Source organism: Bacillus sp. UNC437CL72CviS29, assembly GCF_000482345.1.
Classification (GTDB): Bacteria; Bacillota; Bacilli; order Bacillales; family Bacillaceae_G; genus Bacillus_A; species Bacillus_A arachidis.
In genome coordinates this window covers 345,009-361,890 of record NZ_KI535303.1, presented here as the reverse complement: position 1 = coordinate 361,890, position 16,882 = coordinate 345,009, and the positions used below count along the sequence as shown (strand labels likewise).

The 16,882-nt window shown below is 38.8% G+C and carries 18 protein-coding genes; 10 read left to right on the top strand and 8 right to left on the bottom strand.

All coding sequences use genetic code 11. The annotated features are described in order from the left end of the window. The first annotated feature begins 57 nt into the window (after positions 1-57). Together M014_RS0122820 and M014_RS0122815 are read left to right on the top strand one after the other, a co-directional pair. On the top strand, positions 58-282 hold the full coding sequence (locus M014_RS0122820) for a spore germination protein (protein ID WP_026593760.1): 225 nt from the start codon (positions 58-60) through the stop codon (positions 280-282). 18 nt (positions 283-300) lie between these two features. Continuing rightward, complete coding sequence (locus M014_RS0122815; protein WP_026593759.1) at positions 301-615, top strand: hypothetical protein; 315 nt, start codon at positions 301-303, stop codon at positions 613-615. A 345-nt stretch (positions 616-960) separates the two neighbouring features. Here the strand turns inward: M014_RS0122815 and narI are convergent, their stop codons facing one another. From narI to M014_RS0122780, 6 genes are all read right to left on the bottom strand, one after another. Next, on the bottom strand, positions 961-1,659 hold the full coding sequence (narI, locus tag M014_RS0122805) for a respiratory nitrate reductase subunit gamma (protein WP_026593758.1): 699 nt from the start codon (positions 1,657-1,659) through the stop codon (positions 961-963). 17 nt (positions 1,660-1,676) lie between these two features. Further along, the gene (narJ, locus tag M014_RS0122800; protein WP_026593757.1) at positions 1,677-2,207 is read right to left on the bottom strand and encodes a nitrate reductase molybdenum cofactor assembly chaperone; all 531 of its coding nucleotides are present in this window, start codon (positions 2,205-2,207) and stop codon (positions 1,677-1,679) included. Between the two features lie 19 nt (positions 2,208-2,226). Then, positions 2,227-3,702 (bottom strand): nitrate reductase subunit beta, encoded by a 1,476-nt coding sequence (gene narH, locus M014_RS0122795; RefSeq protein ID WP_026593756.1) that lies wholly within the window; start codon positions 3,700-3,702, stop codon positions 2,227-2,229. Further along, entirely contained in the window at positions 3,692-7,375 is a 3,684-nt protein-coding gene (locus M014_RS0122790; protein ID WP_026593755.1) for a nitrate reductase subunit alpha, read from the bottom strand. The genes narH and M014_RS0122790 overlap by 11 nt, the downstream gene beginning before the upstream one ends. 214 nt (positions 7,376-7,589) lie before the next feature. Continuing rightward, complete coding sequence (locus M014_RS0122785) at positions 7,590-8,282, bottom strand: Crp/Fnr family transcriptional regulator (protein WP_026593754.1); 693 nt, start codon at positions 8,280-8,282, stop codon at positions 7,590-7,592. A gap of 167 nt (positions 8,283-8,449) precedes the next feature. Then, the gene (locus M014_RS0122780; RefSeq protein ID WP_026593753.1) at positions 8,450-9,121 is read right to left on the bottom strand and encodes an NAD(P)H-dependent oxidoreductase; all 672 of its coding nucleotides are present in this window, start codon (positions 9,119-9,121) and stop codon (positions 8,450-8,452) included. Positions 9,122-9,260: 139 nt separating this feature from the next. On the opposite strand from M014_RS0122780, the gene M014_RS0122775 reads away from it, so the two are divergent. From M014_RS0122775 to M014_RS0122765, 3 genes are all read left to right on the top strand, one after another. Then, complete coding sequence (locus M014_RS0122775; RefSeq protein WP_026593752.1) at positions 9,261-9,587, top strand: winged helix-turn-helix transcriptional regulator; 327 nt, start codon at positions 9,261-9,263, stop codon at positions 9,585-9,587. 225 nt (positions 9,588-9,812) lie between these two features. Further along, positions 9,813-10,826 (top strand): GTP 3',8-cyclase MoaA, encoded by a 1,014-nt coding sequence (gene moaA, locus M014_RS0122770; RefSeq protein ID WP_026593751.1) that lies wholly within the window; start codon positions 9,813-9,815, stop codon positions 10,824-10,826. Positions 10,827-10,842: 16 nt separating this feature from the next. Beyond that, the gene (locus M014_RS0122765) at positions 10,843-11,856 is read left to right on the top strand and encodes a molybdopterin-synthase adenylyltransferase MoeB (protein ID WP_026593750.1); all 1,014 of its coding nucleotides are present in this window, start codon (positions 10,843-10,845) and stop codon (positions 11,854-11,856) included. Between the two features lie 30 nt (positions 11,857-11,886). On the opposite strand, the gene moaC is transcribed toward M014_RS0122765, so the two are convergent. Then, entirely contained in the window at positions 11,887-12,378 is a 492-nt protein-coding gene (gene moaC / locus M014_RS0122760; protein WP_026593749.1) for a cyclic pyranopterin monophosphate synthase MoaC, read from the bottom strand. A gap of 95 nt (positions 12,379-12,473) precedes the next feature. Here moaC and M014_RS0122755 point away from each other — a divergent pair, with 95 nt between their 5' ends. The 5 genes from M014_RS0122755 to M014_RS0122735 all read left to right on the top strand — a co-directional run bounded on the left by M014_RS0122755 (position 12,474) and on the right by M014_RS0122735 (position 16,206). After that, positions 12,474-13,763: a molybdopterin molybdotransferase MoeA gene (locus tag M014_RS0122755; protein WP_026593748.1), complete on the top strand. Its 1,290-nt coding sequence runs from the start codon at positions 12,474-12,476 to the stop codon at positions 13,761-13,763. Then, the gene (gene mobB / locus M014_RS0122750; RefSeq protein WP_026593747.1) at positions 13,727-14,248 is read left to right on the top strand and encodes a molybdopterin-guanine dinucleotide biosynthesis protein B; all 522 of its coding nucleotides are present in this window, start codon (positions 13,727-13,729) and stop codon (positions 14,246-14,248) included. Before M014_RS0122755 ends, mobB begins: the two co-directional genes overlap by 37 nt. Continuing rightward, a complete protein-coding gene (locus M014_RS0122745) occupies positions 14,245-14,715 on the top strand; it encodes a molybdenum cofactor biosynthesis protein MoaE (RefSeq protein ID WP_026593746.1) in 471 nt (156 codons plus the stop codon). Before mobB ends, M014_RS0122745 begins: the two co-directional genes overlap by 4 nt. After that, positions 14,712-14,945, top strand: coding sequence for a molybdopterin converting factor subunit 1 (gene moaD, locus M014_RS0122740; protein WP_026593745.1), 234 nt, complete (start codon positions 14,712-14,714; stop codon positions 14,943-14,945). The genes M014_RS0122745 and moaD overlap by 4 nt, the downstream gene beginning before the upstream one ends. Positions 14,946-15,036: 91 nt before the next feature. Beyond that, positions 15,037-16,206 (top strand): nitrate/nitrite transporter, encoded by a 1,170-nt coding sequence (locus tag M014_RS0122735; protein WP_026593744.1) that lies wholly within the window; start codon positions 15,037-15,039, stop codon positions 16,204-16,206. An 84-nt stretch (positions 16,207-16,290) separates the two neighbouring features. Here the strand turns inward: M014_RS0122735 and M014_RS0122730 are convergent, their stop codons facing one another. Continuing rightward, positions 16,291-16,785 (bottom strand): CarD family transcriptional regulator, encoded by a 495-nt coding sequence (locus tag M014_RS0122730; RefSeq protein ID WP_170833606.1) that lies wholly within the window; start codon positions 16,783-16,785, stop codon positions 16,291-16,293. Between the last annotated feature and the right edge of the window lie 97 nt (positions 16,786-16,882).

The window sequence follows — 16,882 nt, the reverse complement described above, 5'->3', positions numbered from 1 at the left end:
TTTTTTTTTTTGCATACAGTGTACAAAAGAATCCTTTTCTTAGAAAGGAGGTTACTTATGAGTGCATTTCTTCGGAAGATTAAAATTATAAATAATCGAGGAGCGGTAAATGTAGGCGATTGTTTTAGTATCGAACCATTTGCTGTAGCGAAAATATATGCTGGTTCTGGGGCTTCAAGCGTTGCCACCTTTTTAAATGGGAAGCGCATGCCAGCAGAGGTACCGAGGGGGACTGTATTTATTCCTCCGTTAGAAACAAGTGAATTAACATTAGGTTCGTAAAAGAAAGGTTGACTGGTAATGCCGGCAAATATTAAAGAATTTATTATTGTTAATAACTATGGAAATCTATTTACGGGAGATAATTTAAGGGATACTTCATTTAGTGCATCAAAGACGTATAGTGGAGCATCTGGGCCAACTTATATTGATGTTGTGACAGTAATTGGAACAACAACAAAGGTTTGTTTACAGCCAGGAGATACAATAACTACAACGTATACGAAAGGAGCACCTGCAGGAGCAAGTGGAAATACAGATTCCGGTATAAGCGCAACTGGCATCTTACAGGCTGCACCGAATACGGATAATTTTGATTCGGCGCCTGGTCTATAGAAAAACCTCCTGCCAAAAGCGGGGGGTTTTTCACATACTTATAACATATCATCCGTTTTCGTCTGCTCCGTTTACAAGGGAAACAGGGAGAAGAGCAAGGATAATAACATGAGAGGACACTCGCAATGATTCTTATATATTGCGCAAATTTGTTCTAATGTTAGACAACGAGTGGAGTCTTTTCTGTTGCAAACAGGTTGGCAACAAATCGGTGGAGTGTGGTATAAATCCGGTAACAATGATGCTTGGGATTCAAGTGTTGTAAGATAGTAAAAACAACAAACATAGAATATGAATGTAAAAAACAGCACCTATCCTCCTATTATGAGATAGGTGCTATTTTTATTAAATTTTTGCTTTTTCAGATTCAATAGGCTGTCTTTTACGATAAATCACATAACTGCGTTGTAAATATTTCATAGGAACGCTGAAGACATGTACAAGTCTTGTAAATGGCCATGTTGCAAAGAGCCCCATCGCTGCAATGATATGGATTTTAAACCAAATAGGTACTTCTGCCATATATTCTGCTTTCGGCTGGAAAACAAAGAGGCTGCGGAACCATGGGCCGATTGTTGTTCGATAATCAAATCCTTTTGCATCAATATTGAAAAATGTAGAGGATAGTCCTGCTAACATTACGATGAATAAGAGGACAAGGGCCACGTAGTCTCCTTTTGTACTTGTTACGATAATGCGTTTTACTGTAAAGCGGCGGTACATTAAAATGACTAATCCGACGATAGAAGCGATTCCAGCAGGAAGACCGAAGCCGATAGCGACCATATGATACGTATGCTCTGAAATACTGAAAGAGCTGTATACGGATTCTGGAATTAATATTCCCATGATATGTCCACCGATTACGAACATAATGCCAAAGTGGAAGAGCAAGCTTCCGATTCGGAGCATTTTCTTTTCTAATAGTTCGCTAGATTTTGATGTCCAGCCAAATTGATCATAGTTGTATCTGAAAATGTGTCCGCCGATAAAGATTGCGAAAATGATATAGGGAAACAGTACCCATAAAAATTGATTCATCATTTTGACGACACTCCTTTCTAATTCGCTTGTACTCCCCAGGCATCGATAGCGAGGAGAATGGCAGCGATAATTGGTTCGTACATACAATTTGCTTCTTGTAGCTGCTTGTGCAATGCTTGTATATTTTTCGTGTATTTACTCATAATCGGTTCGCTATCTTCTTCATTCGCGTTTGCAAGAAACTCAAGTAGAAGTGGTAAATAATCAGGTAGTTCTTTGTCTGTTGCTGCAAAGCCAGCCTTTTGATAGTGCTGTTTTAACTCTAATAATTCAATTCCTCGTTCTCTTTGTTCACCTGTGTTCATGTAAGTAAGGTACATATTTGTTTTCTTTCCGAAGTCGAATGTATATACGTAAGAATCAATAAGTTGATCGTTTGTTTTTTCTAGTGCTTGTTTTATAAATGTTGTAAGTGATGCGCGGATTTCTTCGTGTTCAATCGTTTGAATCGCTTCCTGTAATTCTAGTAAAGCTTCTCTCCAACCTAGTTCAGGATAGGAGAGAAGAAAGGAAGAACAAGAAAAAGCGGTTTGTAAACTTTGTTTCATATTTGCCTGCCTCCTTTATTTAAGAGATCGTCATACAAGAACCTGGGCCACCTGCGAAGGAAAGACCGCAGCTTCCTTGCTCACTATATAAATCTGCAACTTGTTCGCGGTGAGATGTAGGGATAACGAAGCGATCTTTGTATTTTGCGATAGCAAGAAGGCGATACATATCTTCCACATCTTCTTTCGTTAAGCCTAAGTTTGCTAATACAGCTTCATCTGGTTCTTTATTAATTTGCAGTGCTCTCATATGCGTTCGCATAACAGCCATTTTTTTCAATGTAAGACGAATATGTGATTCATCGCCTGCTGTCAGTAAGTTGGCCAAATATTGAATTGGAATACGCATGTTATCAATAGCAGGGAAAATTTCTTCTGCTTTCCAGTTGCTTCCTTTGCCTTCCACCATATTCATAATTGGACTGAGCGGTGGGATATACCAAACCATGGGCATTGTACGATATTCTGGATGAAGAGGAAGGGCGATTTTCCAATCAATGATCATTTTATAAATAGGTGACTCTTGAGCCGCTTTAATCCATTCTTCAGGAATACCTTGTTTTTTCGCTTCAGCTGCTACTTCTGGATCGTTTGGATCTAGGAAAACAGTAAGCTGAGATTCATATAAATCTTTTTCGTCTTCAACAGAAGCAGCTTCTTTTACTTTGTCAGCGTCATATAACATAACTCCGATATAACGAATACGTCCTACACATGTTTCAGAACAAATTGTTGGCATACCAGCTTCAATACGCGGGAAGCACATTGTACATTTCTCTGCTTTATTTGTTTGCCAATTGAAATACACTTTTTTATATGGACAAGAAGATACACAGAATCGCCAAGCACGGCATGCATTTTGGTCGACAAGGACAATCCCATCTTCTTCACGTTTATACATTGCGCCAGATGGACAAGAAGAAACACAAGATGGATTCATACAGTGTTCGCAAATGCGAGGTAAGTACATCATAAAGACGTTCTCAAAATCTGTTTTAATATCTTCTTCCATTTTCTTGACGTTCGGATCTTGTAATCCTGTTATATGTCCACCTGCTAAATCATCTTCCCAGTTTGGTCCCCATTCAATTTTGTCGATAAATTCGCCTGTAATTGCTGACTTCGGACGAGCTACTGGTTGATGTTTTCGCTGCGGGCTGTTTGTTAATGTTTCATAATCATAGTTCCAAGGCTCAAAGTAATCATCGATTGTAGGCTGATCTGGATTATGAAAAATGTTCATAAGACGTTTCATTTTTGAACCAGACTTTAGCTGGATTTCACCGTTTTTTAATTCCCAGCCGCCTTTATATTTTTCTTGATCTTCCCATTGTTTTGGATAACCGATACCTGGTTTTGTTTCCACGTTGTTGAAGTACATATATTCAGCACCTGGACGATTCGTCCAGGTGTTTTTGCATGTTACGCTACAAGTATGGCAGCCGATGCATTTATCTAGGTTCATTACCATTCCGACTTGCGCTTTAATCTTCAAGCCAATCTACCTCCTTCAGTTTGCGGATTACGACGTTTAAGTCACGCTGGTTACCGGTTGGACCATAGTAGTTAAATCCATAGCTTAATTGGCCGTATCCACCAATCATATGTGTTGGTTTGACATGAATGCGGGTTGGACTATTATGCGTTCCTCCGCGGTTGCTTGTTAATTTCGTACCAGGCACGTTAATATGACGATCTTGTGCGTGGTGCATAAAGGCCATTCCTCTTGGTATACGGTGCGTTACGACGGCACGTGCCACAACAACACCGTTACGGTTGAAGCATTCGATCCAGTCATTATCATTAACGCCAGCTTCGGCAGCGTCGTCTTTGTTCATCCAAACAGTTGGACCACCTCTAAATAGCGTTAACATCGGTAATGAATCGAAGTACATACTATGAATTGACCATTTATTATGTGGTGTTAAATAGTTCAGTGTAATTTCTTTCCCTTCTACTTCAGGGCGTGATTTACGGAACGGTTTATGTTGCAAGATTGGTTTAAATGTTGCCATCGTTTCACCAAATTCTTTCATCATATCGTGATCTAAGTAGAAAGATTGTCGCCCTGTTATCGTTCTCCAAGGGATAAGACGCTCGACATTCGTTGTAAATGGTGAGTAACGACGTCCTCCTTTTTCGGAACCAGTAAAAGCAGGGGATGTAATTACCGTTTTTGGCTGCGCTGTAATTTGTTCGAATGTGAAGCATTCTTCTTCGCGTTCTTCAGCTAAATCACGAAGCTGTAAATCTGTTTGTTTTTCAAGAGCTTCCCAAGCTTTTACGGCCATATGACCATTTGTTGTAGAAGAAAGGGTTAACACTGCTTCGGCAGCATTGATTGCCTCTGTTATGTCAGGGCATCCTTTTGCGATAGAATCAGTACGAACAACACCTAATCTACTCTTTAATTGTTCATATTCTTTTTCTGCTGACCAGGAAATTCCTTTCGTACCAATAGGCTGTTTTCCAGCGTTTGGTCCAAGCGCTGTCATCTTGTCATAAATCGTTTTATAATCTCGTTCTACAACATGAATTTGCGGCATTGTCTTTCCTGGTATTGGTTCACACTCACCTTTGCTCCAGTCATTAATCTTGCCAAGTGGTTGTGCTAATTCTTGCGGTGTATCATGAAGAAGTGGTGTTGCAACAACTTCTTTCATTGGTTCAAGGTCAAGTTCTGTTGCTAAATTAGAGACTGCTTTCGAAAGGGAACAGAAAATATCCCAGTCAGAGCGAGCCTCCCACGGAGAACCGATTGCTGGATTAAATGGATGCACGAACGGATGCATATCTGTACTGCTTAAATCGTGTTTTTCATACCAAGTTGAAGCAGGTAAAACGATATCAGAATAAAGTGCTGTTCCAGCCATACGGAAATCTAAGTTGATTAGTAGATCAAGCTTTCCTTCAGGTGCTTCCTCATGCCATTTTATTTCTTCTGGTCGTAATGAATCGCTATCGTCATTCATTAATCCGTTTGTTGTACCTAATAAATGTTTTAAGAAATATTCGTGTCCTTTACCGGAACTTGAAATTAAGTTTGCGCGCCATACGAATAAGTTGCGCGGGAAGTTATTTTTGTTATCAGGGTCTTCAATGGCAAATTTCAATTCTTTATCTTTTAGCTTCTGCGCAACGTATTTCCCGATTTCTTCCTGTGTTGTTGCGCCACTAGCGACAGCTTCTTTATAAATTTCAATTCCGTTTTTCTCGAACGTTGGATACGAAGGTAGCCAGCCAAGGCGAGCAGCTAACACATTGTAATCACCGTGATGTTGATAGCGTGAGTTACCGACAACTGGCGATGCTAAATGTCCGACTGGTGTATCTTCATAACGCCATTGATCTGTTACGAAATAGAAGAAGGATGTACCGTTTTGTAGTTTCGGCGGACCTTGCCAGTCTTTTGCCATTGCGATGGTTTGCCAACCTTCTGCTGGTCGTAGCTTTTCTTGCCCAACATAATGCGCCCAACCACCGCCGTTTACACCTTGTGCACCAACGAGAAGAACAAGATTTAGAACCGCACGGTAAATCGTATCAGAGTTAAACCAATGGTTAATACCAGCGCCGACAATAATCATCGAGCGACCGTTTGTATCAATGGCATTTTGAGCAAACTCGCGAGCGATTTGAATAATAAGTTCTCGCTTTACTCCAGTCATTTTTTCTTGCCATGCTGGTGTAAATGGAACATCATCATTGAAATCTTTCGGTTCCTGCCCGCCAAGTCCGCGATTAACACCGTAGTTTGCTAACGTTAAGTCGTACACGGTTGTAACGAAAACGTCGCCTTCTTCTGTAGTGATTTTTTTCACTGGAATTGTTCGTTCTAATACTTTGTTTCCATCATCAGAGAAGTATGGGATCTGCACAGTTCTCACTGCATCTTCCATACCAAGTAAGGAAAGACGTGGATCAATTTTTTCGCCTGTTTGTTCATCTTCTAAACGCAAGTTCCATTTCTTTTCATTATCCCAACGTGAACCCATTGTGCCATGAGGTGTTGCGAAATCTTTCGTGTTATCGTTCCAAAGAACAGGTTTCCATTCGCCAAGTTTTGTTTCACGGCCGATATCGTTCGCATTTAAGAAACGATCTGCAACGAATTGGTCTCCTTGTTGTTTGAGTGTGACAAAGAATGGGAAATCAGTATATTGTTTTGCGTAATTTGTGAAGTATTCCACTTGTTTATCTACGTAAAACTCTTGTAGGATGACGTGCCCCATTGCCATCGCAAGTGCACCGTCTGTACCTTGTTTTACGCTAATCCAGTCATCAGCAAATTTTGTGGATTCCGCAAAGTCAGGGCTTACGGAAACAACTTTCGTTCCTTTATAGCGCACCTCTGCTAAGAAGTGGGCATCTGGTGTTCTTGTCATTGGTACGTTTGAACCCCAAGTCATAATGTAACCTGAGTTATACCAATCACTACTTTCTGGTACGTCGGTTTGATCACCCCAAATTTGCGGGGAAGCTGGTGGCAAATCAGCGTACCAATCGTAGAAGCTAAGCATCGGTCCACCCATAAGCTGCATAAAGCGACTACCAGCAGCATGGCTCAGCATTGACATGGCTGGAATTGGTGAGAAACCAACGTTTCGGTCTGGACCGTACTTGATTACTGTATAAAGTAAAGAAGCGGCAACAAGTTGTAATACTTCATCCCAATTTGCACGGATGAATCCACCTTTACCACGTGCCTGCTTGTAAGTACGTGCTTTTTGAGGGTTTTCTACGATACTTTTCCAAGCGTCTAATGGTGATTTATGATTTTGTAGCTCCTCTTGCCACATATTCCAAAGAACACCGCGTACATATGGATATTTCACGCGAAGCGGACTATAGATGTACCAAGAAAAACTTGCTCCACGCGGACATCCCCTTGGTTCGAAGTCTGGCATATCAGGACCAGTGGATGGGTAGTTAAGTTCTTGACCTTCCCAAGTCACAATTCCATCTTTTACGTAAATATTCCAACTACAAGAGCCAGTACAGTTAACGCCGTGTGTAGAACGGATTACTTTATCGTGTTGCCATCGTTTTCTATACACATTTTCCCATTCGCGATCTTCGTATGTTTCTTGTGTATGATTATCGTTATAGCGATCTATTGGAGAAAAATATTTTAAACGTTTCATTAATGCTGAAGGTTTCTTTTTCATACTGTTCACTCCTTTATTGCGTCTCTCTTGCTTACTTTCACTATAAGAGAGCGTGCAAAATAGAGATGTGATATCTATCACAGTTCAACAGATTGTCAAAAAATCAGATTCGTAACATTTTATGGGAAAGGTGTGATATTTTACACATCACAAAATGTAGGTTTTTTGTAGAATCAAGGAGAAAGAAAAAAGAGTAGCATCTCAAATAGAGAGGCTACTCAATACTACAAATAGAGGCAGGACAATCTTCACAAGCAATTTCACATTTTAAAAATTGCAAATTATGAATCGTAATCTTTCCCTTATGAATAGAAATAATTCCTTGTTTTTTTAAATCATTTAACATACGGTTTACACTTTCACGTGAGGTTGCACAGAAATTCGCAAGCTCTTGGTTTGTTAAAGGTAGATCGATAAGAATGCCATTCTCTTTTAATATTCCATAACTGTTTGTCATGCGAATAAGTGTGGAGTAAAGAGCTCCTTTTTTTCCATGTAACACTAAATCACGAAATTTTGTTTGCATCCTTCGTAAATGTTCACTAATCCATTTCATAAATTCAAATGCGAGAGCAGGTTTTTGAAGCAATGCCTTTTCTAAAGCATCTCGTTTAATGACGCCAACCTCAACATCCTCGAGGCATTTCGAATTCAATAAATATTTTGCATTCTCCGTAAATAATGTTAATTCTCCAATAATATCGTGTTTCGAACAAATGCGAAGTGTTAACTCTTGGCCATCAGCGCTAATTTTACTAATTTGTACTTTTCCAGAGTGAATAATATAGAGTTCTTTCGCTTCCACGCCTTCTTGGAAAATATAATGTCCTTTATTAATCTGTGCTTTATATTCAACAGATGCAAGGAGTTCTTTTAAATCGTTTGATAATGCCGTACGGTTTGTCACAGCAATCACCTTTCTTTTTAAAGCAGTCTACTTCTTATTGTGGATGTAAACATGGTGAAAATGCAAGAAATTTCTTTTTATTTATAAGTGATAAAGTGATTTTTAGCTGTGAACAAGTTTGCTTTTCATGCGGAAAAAAGAGTGTCTTTTGTAGACACTCTTTTACATTACTTAATCCATTCAACAATCGTATCCATTGATTGACGAGTTTTATCATGTTTCGGTTCTTCTGCGCGATAACCGAAAGCAACTAGAACAGAAACACCGAATGATTCATCTGAAAGAATACCTTCTTCCTTTAAAACAGCTTCTACTTTTTCTTTATTGAATCCTTCAATAGGACAAGAATCAATGCCGATTTGGGCAGCGGCAGTCATCATATTTCCGAGAGCGATATAGGTTTGTCTAGAAGCCCAATCAAACATGGCACGGTCGCTTTCTAGTAATTGAAAATCAGACTCTTGAAATTCTTTATAAAAACCACGTTTCATCGTTATCACTTCTTCAGGGAGGTGTTGAATGTTTTTCATAAAGTTAGAAATATAGGATGAGTTATAAATCATCTCTTCTTTTTTACGAGCTAATATAATGACAAAGTGACTTGCTGTTGGTAATTGTTTTTGTGCACCCCATGCTACAGGGAGTAGTTTGTTGCGCAATTCTTGGTTTTGAATGACAACAAATCTCCAAGGCTCGAAGCCGAATGAACTTGGAGAAAGACGACCAGTTTCTAAAATAAAATGAAAATCCTCATCAGAGATTTTTTTATTTACATCAAATTCTTTACATGCATGTCTAAATTGATACGCTTTTAAAATTTCTTCTTTTGTAGGTTTCATTTAAACAACCACCTTTTTTAATTTACTTTTTTATAGTAAGTTGATTACAAAATTGATTCTACAATAGTACAATGAATGATGTAAGTACGCACATTTTTAGCATATAGTATCAATTTGTATACTAATGGAGAGTGAAAATATGGAACAGAAACATATAAATCGTTGTTCAGTAGAAGTAACGCTTGATGTAATCGGTGGAAAATGGAAAGGTGTTATTTTGTTTCATTTGATGAATGCTGAAGAGATACGCTTTAATCAATTTTTAAGATTGATGCCTGGTATTACACAACGCATGTTAACAAGGCAGCTTAGAGAGCTCGAGGCTGCAGGTGTCATTCACCGTGAGGTATATAAAGAAGTTCCACCAAAAGTGGAGTATTCTTTAACGAAATTCGGAAAATCTCTTACACCAATTATTACTCTTATGCGTGAGTGGGGAGAAGAATATCGTACACAAATAAAGTAGTTGTATCTGAAATGTGAATAAAATTTGAACGAATTTGTGAAGAATTTTTGAATGAAGAAGGCGATGTGAGAAATATCACAACGTACCTTCTTCTTCTTTTCTATGATGGAGGCAACTAAAAAACATAGAAAATGAATAAAGAGCTTAAGCAAAAACATCGCAGTTTAAAAATATATTATAATAGAATGAAGACAGATAGAATTTAGCAGAAAAGGAGGGGTGACGATGCACGAGAAGATTACAGATTCTTTAGGGCGTCCACTTCAAGATTTACGCATCTCTGTCATTGATCGTTGTAATTTTCGGTGTACATATTGTATGCCAGCTGAAGTATTCGGAACTGATTATGCATTTTTGCAAGAAGAATTTTTGCTTACATTTGATGAGATTGAACGATTAGCAAAATTATTTGTAAACCTAGGTGTAAAGAAAATTAGATTAACAGGCGGTGAACCGCTGCTCAGAAAAGATTTACCCAAGCTTATTGAACGGCTTGTGAAGCTTGAAGGTTTAACGGATATTGGACTTACAACAAATGGTATTCATTTAACAAAACAAGCAAAGGCGTTAAAGGAAGCGGGATTACACCGAGTGAATGTTAGTTTAGATGCGATAGAAGACGAGGTATTTCGCAAAATTAACGGCCGGAATATTAGTACAAAACCTGTGCTAAAAGGGATTGCAGCAGCAAAAGAAGCTGGACTTGATGTGAAAGTGAATATGGTTGTGAAAAAAGGAATGAATGATAGTCAAATTCTTCCGATGGCCTCTTATTTTAAAGAGCAGGGAATTCCGCTTCGCTTTATCGAGTTTATGGACGTTGGCAGTACGAACGGATGGAATTTTGAACAGGTCATTACGAAACAAGAGTTGATTGAAAAGATTAGCAGGGTATATCCGATTGAACCTGCAGAACCTCATTATTTTGGAGAGGTTGCGAAGCGCTATCGTTATGCCAGAAGTGATGCGGAAGTTGGATTCATTACCTCAGTTTCTGAATCTTTCTGTTCTTCTTGTACAAGAGCACGGATTTCGGCAGAGGGGAAATTTTATACGTGTTTATTTGCAACGAAAGGAAAGGATTTACGGACGCTCCTTCGAACAGGAATTTCTGATTCCGATTTATTAGAGGCAGTGAAAGCTGTATGGGAATACCGGACAGATCGGTATTCTGATGAGCGAACTGAAGAAAGTGCAAATAATCGTCCGAAAATTGAAATGTCTTATATCGGAGGATAAGAAAGGGGGATGCAGCGTGCAGGAGCGTTATTCAAGACAAATATTGTTCTCGGGAATTGGCGGGACAGGACAAAGGAAAATAAGAGAAAAGCATGTACTCATTATTGGTGCCGGTGCACTAGGAGCAGCAAATGCAGAGGCGATTGTGAGGGCGGGAATTGGAAAACTGACGATTGCAGACCGCGATTATGTTGAGTGGAGCAACTTACAAAGGCAACAGTTATATACAGAAGCAGATGCAAAAGAGTATAAGCCAAAAGCAGTTGCAGCGGCTGAACGTTTAAGGCAGTTTAATTCTGAAGTAGAAATCGTACCGGTTGTAACGGATGTAGCGGTGCAAGAAATGGAAGAGCTCATTCAGAATGTAGATTTAATATTAGATGCGACTGATAATTTTGAAACACGTCTTCTCATTAATGATATTTCACAAAAATACAATATTCCTTGGATATACGGAGGATGCGTTGGAAGCTACGGCGTCACATATACAATTATTCCGGGGAAAACACCGTGTTTTCGTTGTTTGATGGAGCATCCATCAAGCGGCGCGACATGTGATACGGCTGGAATTATACAGCCAGCTGTACAAATAGTTTCCAGTCATCAAGTGACAGAGGCACTTAAAATATTGGTAGAAGATTTTGGGGCGCTTCGTGAAACGATGCTGTCATTTGATCTTTGGAACAATCAGTATATGGCGTTTAAAGTAAATAGACAGAAAAAAGATACGTGTTTATCTTGTGGAAAACTGCGCACGTATCCAAGTATAGCGTTTGAATCGCAAATGAAAACCGAAGTATTATGTGGACGAAATACGGTGCAAATCCGTCCGGGAGTGCCACAAATTCTTAACCTAGAAGAAATTAAAAAGCGCTTACAAAAAAGTGTGGATGTACAAATGACACCGTACTTATTATCGTTTCTGATTGATGAATATCGTTTTGTGTTATTTACAGATGGTAGAGCGTTTATTCACGGAACGAATGATACGACGGTGGCGAAGGGATTATATGCAAGATATATAGGATGAACCTAAAGGAAAACCTTTAGGTTCAAAGGATTAGGAATGTGGATTTCTCGCGTAGTCTCCACTCTTCCCGCCTGTTTTTTCAAGTAAATATGTCTCGCCGATAATCATACCTTTATCAACAGCTTTACACATATCATACACAGTAAGAGCGGTCGCAGAAGCTGCTGTTAAAGCTTCCATTTCAACGCCAGTACTACCTTCTGTTTTGACCTTTACTTCAATAAGCAGACGATATTGTTCTTTCGCTGTTTCCCAGTCGAAGGAGACATCTACTCCTTTTAGAAGTAAAGGGTGGCACATCGGAATAATATCAGAAGTGCGTTTTGCAGCCATAATACCAGCAATTTGTGCGACGGCTAATACATCGCCTTTACCAATTTCATTACGGGAGATTTTATCATAAATTTCTTTTGTAACTAAGATGCTAGAACGAGCAATTGCTGTTCGCACTGTTACTTTTTTATCGCTAATATCGACCATTTTTGCACGGCCTTGGTCATTAAAGTGAGTGAATGAAGACATGGGATTCCTCCTTGAAGTAATTGCTATTATGATTAGCATTGTACAATATAAAGTGTAATCAAGATGTGATATTTTGCAAATATGGGGTGAAAACAATGTTAGAAAAACGAGTACCAATTCCAGTTGCTGAAGCAGTAGCGAGGGTGATGAGGTATGCTGAGCAAGGTGAAACAGAAAAAGTTTCTATTACCGAAAGCTACGGGAAAATTCTTGGAGAAGATGTTGTAGCAGATCATGATGTCCCTCATTTTGATCGTTCTCCCTATGACGGATTTGCGATTCGAGCAGAAGATACGAAAGAGGCGAGTCAAAATCATTCGATTGAGTTTGAAGTGATAGGAGAAATCGGAGCTGGTTCTGTTTTTACAGATGAAGTAAAGAGCTTCGAGGCAGTTCGGATTATGACCGGGGCAGCGATTCCAAAAGATTGCGACGCAGTTGTTATGTTGGAGCTGACAGAAGGATTTGAAAGAAACGGAAAAACATATATGAAGTTAAAACGTTCTTTTCAAGCTGGTGATAATGTTTCATTTAAAGGTGAAGATGTAAAACAAAATCAAATACTTGTGAAAAAAGGCACGAAGATTAACCCTGGTGTAGCGGCGCTTTTAGCTACATTTGGCTATAGTTCAGTAAACGTGATAAAACAGCCTGTAGTTGGGATTATAACAACTGGAAGTGAATTGTTAGAAGTACATGAACCACTTCAGCCAGGAAAAATTAGAAATAGTAATTCTTATATGATTGCAGCTCAAATCACTAAAGCCGGCGGGAAAGTCAAATATTATGGGCAACTTGCTGACGATTTAGAGGTTTGCTATGAAGCTGTAAAAGCGGCACTGGATGAAGTGGATATATTGATTACAACGGGCGGTGTTTCGGTAGGTGATTATGATTACTTGCCTGAGATTTATGAAAAATTAAATGCCAATGTTCTTTTTAATAAAATTGCGATGCGACCAGGGAGTGTAACGACTGTAGCTGAAGTAACTGGGAAGCTGTTGTTTGGGTTATCCGGTAACCCGGCCGCTTGTTATGTCGGATTTGAATTACTTGTTCATCCGGTTATGCAAACATTCCTTCATGCGAAAGAACCACATGCATATCGTACAGATGCCGTATTACAGAAAGATTTTCCAAAGGCAAATCCATTTACACGATTTGTAAGGGGAAAGGCAGAGTTTATGAATGGCCAGCTACAAGCTATGCCAGTAGGACTCGACAAATCAAGCGCAATTTCTTCTCTTGCGGAAAGCAACGCTTTAATTGTACTACCAGGAGGAACAAGAGGATTTGAAGCTGGAATGATAGTTTCAGTGTTATTACTAGAATCAAGCCAAGGAAGTGAGTGGCCGTGGGCAGAACCGCTCCAATCTTACAAATAGTCGGCTATCAAAATAGCGGCAAAACGACGCTCACTGAGAAATTGATTGAAGCTTTTTCACATGAAGGTATGAAAGTTGCCACAATTAAGCATCACGGACATGGGGGCTATCCTGAGGTACCGCAAAAGGATAGTGAACGTCATAGGCAAGCGGGTGCGATTGTTAGCAGTGTAGAAGGAGCTGGATTACTATCACTTTCTTCTCTTCGGGATAAGTGGTCTTTGCAGGAAATCATTCGATTATATGAGTTTTTTGAAATAGATCTTATTTTAATTGAAGGATATAAAACAGAAAATTATCCAAAGGTAGTTTTGCTTCGTTCAATTGAGGATATTTCTTTATTAAATCAAGTAGAAAATGTGATGGCGGTTATCACCTGGAATGACGCCATAGAAGGTTTACGAGAAACATATAAAACTTTCCATATAACAGAGGAAGAAACTTATATGAAATGGCTCGTACAAACAGTAAGGGGTGCAAGATGACACATAGGTATTATGAAGTAGTAGATACACCAATTTCAATTGAAGAGGTTACAAATAAAGTCATTCGCCGTGAATGTGGTGCTGTGACAACTTTCACTGGTACTGTAAGAGAATTTACGAAAGGGCGCCGTACGTTATATTTAGAGTACGCAGCCTATAAGACAATGGCTGAAAAAATGCTTGCAAAAATTGGAGATGAAGTGAAAGAGAAGTGGCTTGGGACACACGTTGCGGTTACACATCGCATCGGCACACTTCAAATTTCGGATATCGCCGTTGTTGTTGCTGTATCAACACCGCACCGGAAAGCTGCGTATGAAGCGAATGAATACATCATGGAACGCATTAAACAAATTGTTCCGATTTGGAAAAAAGAGTTTTGGGAAGATGGCGATTCATGGATTGGTGATCAATTAGAAAAAACGCCTTATCCAAATGGAGAACCTGGAAAGGAGATGAGAAAATGATTCAAGTATTATTATTTGCGCATTTACAAGAAGAAGCCGGAACAAACGAGCTAAAAATGGACTGTGAAAATATTACCGTTGCAGAATTAAAGGATATGATTGCAAAAGAACATCATATCGCAGTTTCAGAGCAAATTATGGTTGCTATCAATGAGGAATATGCAAATGAAGATGACAAAATACAATCTGGTGATGTTGTCGCATTGATTCCGCCAGTGAGCGGTGGTTGATTTTTTCCAGTCTAATCACGGAAGTACGTGATTAGACTGGAGGGAATTAACACATATTGTGAAATATTGAACAAAATAGGGGGCGGAAAGGATGAAAAGTCCGAATTTTCAGTTAGGTTTGCAAACTTCTAATCTTATTATTGGCTTTATGGTATGGGTGATTTTATCTTCGCTAATGCCATTTATTAAAGCAGACATTGCGTTAACAGCAGGACAAATTTCCCTTGTTACAGCAGTACCCGTTATTTTAGGATCGGTGCTTCGAATACCAATTGGTTATTGGACCAATCGTTACGGAGCGAGAAAATTATTCTTTATAAGCTTTATTATTTTACTATTCCCTGTCTTGTATATTAGTATTGCGAATTCGATGATGGATTTAATTATTGGCGGTTTATTTGCAGGGATTGGCGGAGCTGTATTCTCTGTAGGGGTAACGTCCTTACCGAAGTATTATCCAAAAGAGCGTCACGGTTTTGTAAATGGTATTTACGGTGTAGGAAATGCAGGGACAGCAGTTACATCTTTCTTAGCACCTGTTATTGCGACTTCATTTGGATGGAGAGCAACTGTCCAATCCTTTTTAATCTTACTTGCTATTTTCGCACTTCTGAATTTTTTACTAGGTGATCGTAATGAGAGAAAAGTGAACACACCATTAATGGAACAGTTAAAAGGTGTATACAAAAATGAAAAACTTTGGTTCTTATGTATTTTCTATTTCTTAACTTTTGGCTCATTCGTTGCATTTACAGTATACTTACCAAATTTCCTAGTATCTCATTTCGGACTTGAAAAAGTAGATGCAGGTATGCGGACAGCTGGATTCATCGTATTGGCAACGATTATGCGCCCAATTGGTGGTTGGCTCGGTGATAAATTTAATCCATTTAAAATTTTAATCTTCGTATTTATTGGTCTCACATTATCTGGAATTATTTTATCGTTTATGCCAAGTATGAACGTATATACATTTGGTTGCTTACTAGTCGCATTCTGCGCTGGAATTGGAAATGGAACAATCTTCAAACTAGTACCAATGTACTTTTCTGAGCAAGCAGGGGTTGTAAATGGACTTGTCGCAGCTTTAGGGGGTTTAGGAGGATTTTTCCCGCCATTAATATTAACGTTACTATTCCAACTAACAGGTCATTATGCAATTGGATTTATGGCACTGTCAGAAGTGGCGCTTGCATGTTTAATTATTACAGTGTGGATGTACAGTCAAGAGAAGTTGTTAGTGATGTTAAATGGTAAATAATACAAGAAAAAGATGTCTGTAAGTAGACATCTTTTTCTTGTTTAGGCAAAAAAAAATAGCCGAATGCTATTTTAAATTTGTATATTAATGATTGATTGTATCTTGAAGGAAATCAGTTGCTTGATTTTCTGAAAGATCTTGCACAAGTGCAACTTCACTAACTAAAATTCTGCGCGCGTTGTCTAACATTTGTTTCTCACTTGCATTTAACGCTCTTTCTTTATTGCGGTGAATTAAATCACGAACAACTTCAGCGCCGTCTAGGAGATTCCCGTTTTTCATCTTCTCCATGTTTATATTGTATCTTTGTTTCCATGAGAGTGAGTGGTCAGGTTCGCCATTATGAACATCAACTAATACATCGTTTAATGTATCTTTGTCAACAACAAAACGTATACCTGAACTTTTAACTTTATCCACAGGAATCATCACTTGCATATCACTAATAACCATGTGTATTACACAGTACTGACGTGTTTGTCCTAACACTTCTTTATCCTCAATTGCTTCGACTATTCCTGCTCCATGCATAGGGTAAACAATCTTATCACCAATTTGAAACAAATCATCCACCTCCATATGTGGTAACTACTCTTAATGATAACACATGTGTATAAAAATGTCAAATTTTATATAATATCATAAAAATGACATTCGAGTCAATAATTTTTGTGGC